This window comes from Bifidobacterium parmae (assembly GCF_002860365.1).
Lineage (GTDB): Bacteria > Actinomycetota > Actinomycetes > Actinomycetales > Bifidobacteriaceae > Bifidobacterium > Bifidobacterium parmae.
This window is the reverse complement of record NZ_NMWT01000030.1, coordinates 1-9,945: the sequence shown is the minus strand read 5'-3', so window position 1 is coordinate 9,945 and position 9,945 is coordinate 1. Positions and strand designations below refer to the sequence as shown.

7 protein-coding genes are annotated in these 9,945 nt (G+C 69.8%); 5 read left to right on the top strand and 2 right to left on the bottom strand.

Translation table 11 applies throughout. The features are described 5' to 3' along the window. The 5 genes from Uis4E_RS10830 to Uis4E_RS10810 all read left to right on the top strand — a co-directional run. Positions 1-1,024: DUF58 domain-containing protein (locus Uis4E_RS10830; protein WP_101623173.1), on the top strand; the 1,024-nt coding region annotated here is incomplete at its 5' end. Then, positions 1,021-3,657 (top strand): transglutaminase TgpA family protein, encoded by a 2,637-nt coding sequence (locus Uis4E_RS10825; RefSeq protein WP_101623171.1) that lies wholly within the window; start codon positions 1,021-1,023, stop codon positions 3,655-3,657. The genes Uis4E_RS10830 and Uis4E_RS10825, both read left to right, overlap by 4 nt. Further along, entirely contained in the window at positions 3,654-4,643 is a 990-nt protein-coding gene (locus tag Uis4E_RS10820) for a PP2C family protein-serine/threonine phosphatase (RefSeq protein WP_101623170.1), read from the top strand. Before Uis4E_RS10825 ends, Uis4E_RS10820 begins: the two co-directional genes overlap by 4 nt. Continuing rightward, positions 4,643-5,248, top strand: a complete 606-nt coding sequence (locus tag Uis4E_RS10815; RefSeq protein ID WP_165784963.1) for a variant leucine-rich repeat-containing protein — start codon at positions 4,643-4,645, stop codon at positions 5,246-5,248. The genes Uis4E_RS10820 and Uis4E_RS10815 overlap by 1 nt, the downstream gene beginning before the upstream one ends. 12 nt (positions 5,249-5,260) lie before the next feature. Continuing rightward, a complete protein-coding gene (locus Uis4E_RS10810; protein ID WP_101623168.1) occupies positions 5,261-6,007 on the top strand; it encodes an FHA domain-containing protein in 747 nt (248 codons plus the stop codon). A gap of 178 nt (positions 6,008-6,185) precedes the next feature. Here the strand turns inward: Uis4E_RS10810 and Uis4E_RS10805 are convergent, their stop codons facing one another. Then, complete coding sequence (locus Uis4E_RS10805) at positions 6,186-8,699, bottom strand: S9 family peptidase (protein ID WP_101623172.1); 2,514 nt, start codon at positions 8,697-8,699, stop codon at positions 6,186-6,188. Positions 8,700-8,853: 154 nt separating this feature from the next. Continuing rightward, positions 8,854-9,945, bottom strand: a 1,092-nt coding sequence (locus Uis4E_RS10800) for an App1 family protein (RefSeq protein ID WP_101623167.1), incomplete at its 5' end; no start/stop codon positions are given.

Here is a 9,945-nt window from a genome sequence, read left to right as displayed (position 1 = left end):
GACGATGACGCTCGTCGCCGTGCTCATGTCGCTCGGCAACACCTCGTTCACGGCGACGATCGGCCTGCCGCGCCGCCGCGTCACCGTCGGCGACACGGTGGCGGTGCGCGTCGACATCGCCAATCCGGGCCGCACGCCCACCGCGAACGCGCGCGGCGACCTGCCGATCGGCGAGATGCACGAACGGTTCTCCATCCCCATGCTCGCCCCCGGCCAGTCGAAGCAGACCGACGTGGAGTTCCGCACACTCTCGCGCGCCGTGCTCACCATCGGCCCGCTGCGCATCCGCAAGGGCGACCCGTTCGGCCTCGTCCGTCACGAGAAGCGTCTCGCCGACAAGCTCGACCTGTTCATCCACCCGGCCACCGTGCCGTTGAAGACCCTCAACGCGGGGTTGGCCCGCGACCTCGAAGGCCAGCCGAGCGGCGACATCGTCGACGACGACCTCGACTTCTACGGTCTGCGCGAATACGAGCCGGGCGACGACGTGCGCAACGTGCACTGGCTGAGCACCGCGAAGACCGGCACGCTGATGATCCGCCAATACGAGGCGACGCGCCGCACGGACACGGCGCTCACCGTGTCCGTCAATCCGGAGGAGTATGCGAGCGCCGGCGAATTCGAGCTCGCCGTGTCCGTCCACGCCTCGATCGGCGTGCGATGCCTCATGCAGGACCGGCCGTTGTCGACGCACGCCGGGACCGCGCATGCGACGCCGCGTCAGGCGATGGACTTCCTCGACGCGTGCAGCATGATCGCGCCCGACCACGACGACAATCCGAACCTCGTCGAGGGCACGCTCACGCACGACCCGGACGCCTCCTTCTATTTCCTCACCGTCGGCTCGCTGCGCGAACTCGACTCGATCAAACGCATGGCGCTCGCCCTGCCGAAGTCCGCGTCCACGCTCGTCCTGCAGGCCAGCGAGGGGGCGCCCCGCGCGATCCGCCGGTTCCCCGACTTCACGCTCGCCACAGTGGGCGAACTCGATGACCTGCCGCTCATCATGGGGGTGCTCGCATGACCTTCCGACAGTTCCCCCTCGACCCGTCCCGCGTCTCCCCGGCCGAGGCCTCCGCCGCGGCCGCGGCGATCGGCGACCAGACCGGCACGGGCACCCGCACGAACACGGCGACCGGCTCGTGGGCCGATTCCACCCATTCGGTGATCTGGATGACGCGCGGCGGCCGCAGGCCGTCGGCGCTGATCACCCGCGAGGCGTGGACCCGGCATCTGACCGGTCTCGCCGTCGTCGCGCTGCTCACGCTGCTCGCCGTGTCGAACCTCATCGACGTGTACGGCGACGTGGCCGTCTGGGCCGTGGCGGCCGTGCCGGCCACGCTGCTCGGCTGTCTCATCGCCCTGGCGGGCGTGAAGCAGCCGATGCGCCTGTGGTGGCAGATTGTGTTCCTCGCGCTCGCCCAGTTCATCGTCGGCCCCGTCGTCGCGTTGAACGACACGGCCATCGGCCATGTGATCCCGTCGATCGCCACCCTGTCCCAGGGCTGGCAGGACACGTTCGGCTCGTTCAAATACCTGATCTCGATCACGCCTCCCGTGGGCGCGGCGTCCGGCGCGCTGATGGCCGTCTGGACGCTCTCCCTGTGGACCGCGTTCCTCGCCGGACTGTTCGCCATAGCCGACGACGGCAGGCTCGCCACGATCGGCGCGCCGCCCGTGTTCGCCGCGTTCGCGGCCGCCGCCCTGCTCGGCACGTCCACCGGCTGGTGGCGCTATGCGGCGGGTCTCGCGATGGCGCTCGTCCTCGTCGTCTGGCTGGCCGCGCGATGGGGTCTGCTGGAGATCGGCAGGTGGCTGAGCTCCCTCGTCATCGTCGTGCTCGCCGCCGGTCTCGCCGTGGGCGCGTGCCTCGCCGTGCCGCAGGACCGTCTGATCCTGCGCGACAGGTACGAGCCGCCGCTGAGCCCCTACGACTACACGAGTCCGCTGTCCGGCCTGCGCTCCTACATCAAGGACCATAAGGACGACACGGTGCTCACCGCGCGCAACCTGCCCGAAGGCACGCCGGTGCGTCTCGCCGTCATGGACCGTTTCGACGGCAACGTGTGGAACCTGTCCGACTCTTCGGCGGCCGCCGACTCGTCGAACTACCGGCGCGTGGGCACGGCGATCGCCAACGACGCGAAGGGCGATTCGTTCACCGCCACGTTCACCGTGGGCGAGGGGCTCGCCGACCGCTGGCTGCCGTTGTCCGGCGCGGCCACCAAGGTCACGTTCGACGACGCGGGCAGGACCTCCGCCAAGAACTCCACCAAGAACTCCGGCACGAACGGGGCGACCGCCGGGGACGGCGACGGGGACGGCGCCTTCTACTACAACACCGACACCGATTCGGCGATCTACCCGGCGGGCACGTCGAAGGGCCTGACCTACACGGAGAGCGGCGTCATCCAGCGCACGCCGTCCGACAAGCAGATCGACGCCGCCGACGCCGCGACGATCAGCCAGCCGGAGGCGGTCGACTCTCCCGATTCGGCGGGCAAGCTCGCCACCGCCCTGGCCGGCGGCGAGGCGAAGGGCGGCGCCGCGGCACGCAAGATCGCCGAGGAGCTCAAGGATTCCGGCTGGTTCTCGCACGGCCTGTCCGGCGACTACCCGTCGCTGCCCGGCCACGGCAACTACCGCATCGAGAAGCTGCTCGGCGGCAAGGAGATGGTGGGCGACTCCGAACAGTATGCCTCCGCCATGGCGCTCATGGCCCGCGACCTCGGCCTGCCCAGCCGCGTGGTGCTCGGCTTCATCCCGAAGAACAAGGACGGCGCGATCAGCGCGGCCCGCACCGAGAAACGGGGGAAGCAGACCGTCACCGAATTCAAGGGCAACGACATCGAGGCGTGGGTGGAGATCAAGCTCGACGGCTACGGATGGGTGGCGTTCTATCCGACGCCCAAGGAGACGAAGATCCCCGACAAGAACCAGAACCTCACGCCGCCGAACCCGCAGACGCTGGTCCGACAGCCTCCGGTCCCGCTGCAGGATCCGCTGCGCGACGAACAGCAGGCGCGCGGCCAGTCGGCGCTCGCCGGCGAGGACGCGGACGCGTCCGGCGCGAACCTGTTCTGGGCGCGCTTCGGGCGCATCGCCCGCCGCGTCGCGATCTACGGCAGCCCCGTATGGACGGTGCTGATCGTGTGCGGTCTCATCCTGCTCGTCAAGGCGATCCAACTGGCCCGCGCACGACGGCGCGGCAGTCCGCGCGTGCGCGTCGCCGCCGGATGGCGGGCGCTGACCGCACTCGCCCGCCAGAGCGGCGTCGACGCGCACGGCACCCGCCGTGAGGAGGGACGCGCGATGGCTGAACAGCTGGCGGTCGACGCCGCGAACCTCACGCGCCTGTCGCGGGACGCCGACTACGCGGCGTTCTCCGGGCAGCGGATCGGCGACGAACAGGCGCGCCGCTACTGGTCGGGCGTGGACGCGACGCGCAGGGCCATGCTCGCCTCGATGCCGCGTCTGCGCCGCTGGCGCACCCGTCTTTCCCTCGCCGGAGTGTTCACACGCCGGAGGAAAGACGAACGCGGGACATCCGCAGCAGGTATAGTGGCGGGTATGCGTGTCCGGTTCGCCGGTCGCGGGACGAAGAAGGCGACGGCCGGCAAGGGCCCCGGAGCACGGACGGAGGGGAAGCGTTCATGAACATCGGACACCTCACGGCGGGACTCGCCACCGATGTGGGGCTCAAGCGCAGGAACAACCAGGACCTGGGCTACGCCGATCACGGCGTGTACGTGGTGTGCGACGGCATGGGCGGCGGCATGGGCGGCGAACGGGCCAGCGCCCGCGCCATCGACCATCTGCGCGCCCTCACCGCGCTGCCGGTGCGCAACCGCGCCGACATCGAGACCGTGCTCGCCGACGCGCAGACCGACGTGCTCGCGCTCGGACAGGAGCTCGGCGGCGTGGCCGGCACCACCGTGACCGGCCTCATCCTCGTCCACGGCGACGCCCCCGACACCGACGACGATGACTCCCCCACCGTGCTGTCCGGCATCGGCGGCGCGTCAGGCGACAAGACCGCCGCCGCCGACCTCACCGAGACCGCCGAGGACGCGACGCTGCTCGTGCCGTTCAACACGGAGAACCTCGCCTACGTGGTCAACATCGGCGATTCGCGCACCTACCACATGGACGCACTGGAGGACGGCAGCGGATGGGACGCCTCGACGCTCACCCGCATCACCCGCGACCATTCGCAACGGCAGGAGGCCATCGACTCCGGCGAACTGCTGCCCGACGTGGCCGCCTCGCTCATCCCCCGCAACGTCATCACCCAATGCATCGGCGACCCGGACGGCATCGACCCGGACCTGTTCCTCACCGACGCGACCGGCCGCTTCATCATCTGCTCGGACGGACTGCACGCGGAGGTCTCCGGCGACGACGAGATCGCCGCGATCGCCGCACGGTACGACGATCCGCAGCAGGCGGCCGACGCGCTCCTCCAAGCGGCGCTCGCCGCCGGCGGCCGCGACAACGTGACCGTCATCGTCGCGGACATGCCCGTGCTCGCGCCGAAACGGCACGCGTGGGCGGTGACTAAACTCGGTGACGAGGAGGACATCGGCAACATCGCCGATCAGACTTTGCAAACCTTACGAACCATAACACCAAGGAGGCCATGATGGTCGATTACGATGCCGCGGTCGCGGCGGTCCAGGACCAGAACGCTGATCCGATCTTCCTCGCGAAGATCGCCTACGAGAACCCGGAGTTTGGCGCGAACGTGGCGGTGAACCCGCGCGCCTACCCGGGCCTGCTGCGCTGGCTCGCCGAGTTCGGCGACGAGCGCGCCCGCGAGACCGTGGCCCAGATGGGCTACACGGCGAACGGCACCCCGGCCGGAGCCAACCAGCCGGCCGCGGCCCAGGCCGAGCCGGCCGCGGCCCAGGCCGACCCGTACGCCGCGCAGCAGCAGTCCTACGCCCAGCCCGCCGCGGCACAGCCGGCCGCCGACCCGTACGCGCAGCAGCCCGCGGCGCAGGCCCAGCCCGCCGCCGATCCGTACGCCGCGTCCCCGTACGCGCAGGCCCCGCAGAACCCGTACGGGTTCACCGCGGAGATCGCCCGCACCACCACCGACCAGATGCAGATGGCCGAGATCGCGCAGAAGGCGCCGGAACTGTACGCCGCCCTGGCGCAGAACCCGAACCTGTACCCGGCGCTCGTCGACTGGCTGTCCCAGTTGGGCGACCCGGCCGTCAACGCGGCGCTCGCCAGCCGTCAGTGAGGAGCATGGCAGATGAGCAATGTGATTCCCTTCCCTCCGGCACCGGAACCCGGCTGGTACGCCGATGATCCGGTGAACACCCCGGCGGCCGCGCAGGCCGAGACCGCGCAGCCGGCACCCCAGTCCGCCCCGACCCAGCAGCCGCAGTCCCAGCAGCCCGAGCCGCAGGCCCAGCCCGCGCAGGCCGCCGCCGCGGCCCCCGCCTCCGGTCTCGCCGCGGCGGGCCTCGCCACCGGCACCCCGGTGGTGACGGGCACGTTCGTCACCAACCAGTCGCAGGCGCAGCCGATCCAGTCGACGTTCCAGCCCGCGGCCCAGCAGCAGGCCCAGCCCGCCCAGCAGCCGCAGACCTCCGCCGCCCCGGACGACGACGAGGATTGGGACAGCACCGTGCTGTCCAGCTCGTTCACCATCAAGCAGGCGCACAAGACGTACGTGCTGCACAACGAGGCGACCGGCCAGACGATTCTCATCGACCGCAGCGTGCTGCTCGGCCGCCGCCCGTCCGAGGCCATCCCGGAGGGCGCGAAGGCAGTGAAGATCGAGGATCCGACGCGCACCACATCCCGCAACCACGCGGCCATCAGCATCGACCAGGACGGCCAGCTGTGGATCGAGGACTACGGTTCGCTGAACGGCACGTTCATCATCCGCAACGGCGAGGAGCAGCAGGTCGTCAAGGGCACGCCCGCGCAGCTTGAGGCCCCCGCCACGCTGCGCATCGGCGACCAGTTCTTCACCCTCGAAGAGCAGCAGTAGCGGCGCGGCGCCGGGTCTCTCCCTCCGTCCGCCCGCGGCGGACACCTCCCTCGTCAGAGGGAGGCCAAGAAGGGAGAGGCGCGCATCGCCCGTCACCCGTCTCATATGAGTTGAGCCCCCTCGGCCTTCATGGCCGAGGGGGCTCAACTCATATCAGCACCTCAGTCCCGCCAGCACCTCAGTACCTGAGGTTCATCACGTCCAGGCACCAGGCGTTCTCGTAGGAGACCTCCTCCCACTGCTTGTAGCGCCCCGACGTGCCGCCATGCCCGGCCTCGACCTCGATCTTGGCGATCGCGTCGAATCCGCGCGACTGCATGGCGGCCACCCATTTGAGCGGCTCCACGTAGAGCACACGCGTGTCGTTCATCGACGTGGTGACGAACACGCGCGGGAACGCGCGCCCGCCTTCGGAATCCGCGGCGGGCAGGTTCTCGTACGGCGTGTACGACTTCATGTACCGGTACACGTCCTCGTCGTGCAGCGGGTCGCCCCATTCGTCCCATTCGGTGACGGTGAGCGGCAGCGACGGGTCGAGGATCGACGTGAGCGCGTCGACGAACGGCACATCCGCCTCGACGCCCGCGTACAGGCCCGGCGCGAGGTTCGCGACCGCACCCATGAGGAGGCCTCCGGCGGAGCCGCCGTTGGCGACGGTGCGTCGCGGGTCGGCGAGGTGCGCGTGCTGGAGCGCGGCGGTCGCGTCGACGAAGTCCTCGAACGAATGCTTCTTGTTGAGACGCCGCCCCTGCTCGTACCAGGCGCGGCCGAGTTCGCCGCCGCCGCGGATGTGCGGCACCGCGTACAGCACGCCGCGGTCGAGCATGCTGAGCCTCGCGACGGAGAAGTTCGGGTCGGAGGAGATCTCGTACGCGCCGTAGCCGGTGATGAACATCGGCGAATCCTGCGCGGGGAAGTCGCGCCGCCAGACGAGCGAGACGGGGATGCGTTCGCCGTCGCGCGCGCGAATCCACACGCGGCGTTCCATGTAGTCGCGCGGGTCGAAGCCGCCGAGCACGGTGGCGCGTTTGAGCAGCCGGTCCTCGCCGGTCGTCGGGTCGATCTCGTGCAGTTCGCCGGGGCGCGTGTAGCTGGTGAACGAGTAGCGCATGCGCGGTGCGTCGTAGGACGGGTTGCCGCCGGTGCCGATCGAGTAGAGCCGGCGCGTCTCGCCGGGCAGGTGGTCGTCGCTCGCGCCGTCCGACGACGACGTGTGGTCGGTCGGCACCCCGGCACCAACGCCGGCACCAACGCCACCGGCGCCCAGATGCCCCGCGTCCCAGTCCTCGGCCCACAGCGTCTCGCCGTGGTCGCCGGTCTCGTCGCGGTCGTCGGCGATCATGTCCCAGTCGTCTTCGAGCGCGGGCGGCAGCAGTTCGGTGAACCGCCACGGCCGTCCGGCGAGGAAGTCCTCGACGGCGGCGCGTTTCGGCATCATCGCGACGTGCGGCAGTCCGTCAGCGCGGTAGGCGAGCGTGACGAAGTGACGGTGGATGGCGATGCCTTCGACGCCGAGGCCGTGCAGTCCCTGCAGGATGGCCGGGTTGTGCGCGTTGAAGTACGGCGCGGTGATCGCCTTCGCGCGGTCCTCGGCCGTGGCGGCGTGCTCGCAGCCGTACGGCGAGCCTTCGGCGACGCACACGCCTTCGCCGAGCGTGTACGGCGGCTCGTGGCGGCGCATGTCGATTACGTCGATCTCGAAGTTCGGGTTCTTCGCGTTGTGGTAGACGACGGCGAGCGGGATGTCCGAGCCGTCCTCCCCCGCGTTCTCGAAGCAGGCGAAGCTCACGTCGTATTCGACGTCCGGTCGGCGGGGGATGAACGCCTGGAATTCGCCTTCCGGGTCGGTCACGGGCAGCATGAGCACTTCGGTGGTGGTCTTGGAGCCGGTGCCGAGCACGAGGTTGCGTTCGTCGAAGCTCAGGCCGATGCCCACCCAGAAGCGTTCGTCCTCCTCGCGGTACACGCACACGTCGGCCCCGACATCCGTGCCGACCTTGTGCCGCCAGACCGCGCACGGGCGCCATGCGTCGTCGAGTTCCACCCAGAACACGTAGCGCGCGTCGGGCGTGAAGCATGCGGAGCCGACGCCGTGGAACGTTTCGGGCAGCTCCTCGCCGGTCTCGAGGTCGCGGATCCGGTAGTCGTAGCGTTCGTCGCCGGCCGTGTCGACGCCGTAGAGCATCCACCGGCCGTCGCGGCTCAGGTCCATGCCGCCGAGACGGAAGAAGTCATGGCCTTCCGCCTCCGCGTTCGCGTCGAACACGATCGATTCTCCGGGCAGCGAGCCGGGCGCGCCGAACGGGTCGATCCGGGGCGGGTCCCAGTCGTCGGCGCCGCGCACGCGCATGCGGCACTGCACCGCGTACTGGCGGCCCTCCTGCGTGCGCGCGTAGTACCAGTAGTCGTTGATGCGCACGGGCACGGACATGTCGGTCTCCTGCACGTGCGATTTGAGTTCGTCGAACAGGGTGCGGCGCAGTCCGTCGAGATGCGCGTTGCGCGCCTCGCACAGGCGGTTCTGCGCGGCCACGTAGTCGCGCGTGCGCGGCGAATCCTTGTCGCGCATCCATTCGTAGGGGTCGATGAACACGTCGCCGTGGTGTTCGCGTCGTGTCGGCTCGCGGTGCGCGACGGGCACGCCGGGTGCCGACGCGGCCTCCGCGCCGCCCGTCGTCACGCCCTCGGTCATGTCCTGTTCGCCGCCCACACCGCCGGCCTGTTGGTTCTCTTCAGTCATACGGGTGATTATACGCACGCGCGAACCGGTTCCGCGCGCGCATATCCCACCCGCGGAACCGCGGCACCGTCGCAACGCCACCGTGGCACCGTCACCCGCGGAACCGCTACCCCAGATGCGCCTTGAGGTACGGCAGCATCGTCTTCATGATGTTCGCGCCGGTCGTGCCGGTGAACACGGGCACGTCGGTGTCGGGCATCGGCTGGGTGGCGGTCATGCCGGCCGGGTTACGCATGCCGAACGGCATGAGTTCGCGCGGGCTCAGCTGCCTGATCGCGATGGCGAGCACGCGCCCCGGGTAGCGTCGGACGACGGTCGCGTAGGTGGTGGGGTCCTTCTGGCCGTCGTCGCCGACGAGGATGAACTTCATGTCGGGGAAGTCGGCCATGAGCTGTTCGACGAATTCGAGCTTGTGCTGCGGTCCGGAGGGGATGAACGTCTTGGGCCGCGGGTCGAGGTCGCGCAGCAGCAACGGGCCTTCCGGGAACCCGTGGTTCTCGAGGAAGTGGCGGATCGAGCCTTCCACGTTCCACGGCGAGGTGGACAGGTAGAAGAACGGCGCATCCGGGAACAGGTCGGCGAGCTTGGTGAACAGCACGCTCATGCCGGGCACGGAGGCCTTCTTGTCCGGGTTGAGGAACAGCAGGTTCCACGCGGCCTTCCACAATATGGGCGCCTGCGTGATCATCACGGTGTCGTCCACGTCGGAGATGATGCCGACCTTCGCGCCCTTCGGAATCGTGAACAGCTTCGCGTGCACCGGCTTGCGCCCGTTGACGCGGTAGGAGACGTCGTGCACGCCCGGTTCGAGGCGCTGTTCGGCGACGAGGTCGAGGTAGCCGGACGTGTCGGAGATCGCGTATTCGCTGTCGAGCTCCGGCCGCGTGTCCACCGCGTCGTAGCGTTCGGATTCGCCGATCTGCACGGTTTCGAGCGGCACGTCGTCGATGCGGATCTTCACCTGCGTGTGCGGCGAGGGGATGGCGAGCATGCCGCGAATGCCGCGCGTCGCGCGTCCGTATTCGCTGCCCTCCCCCGCGTACACGGTGCGGCAGATGAGTCGCGAATAGTCGCCGGTGCCGTACCCGACGTACGGGTCGACGCGCGGGAACCAGTCGAGGCGTCGCGCCGTGCGCGTGGCCGCCTTCACCCACGCGTTGAACGCGCGTGTGACGGCGCGGCGCACGAGGCGTTCCGG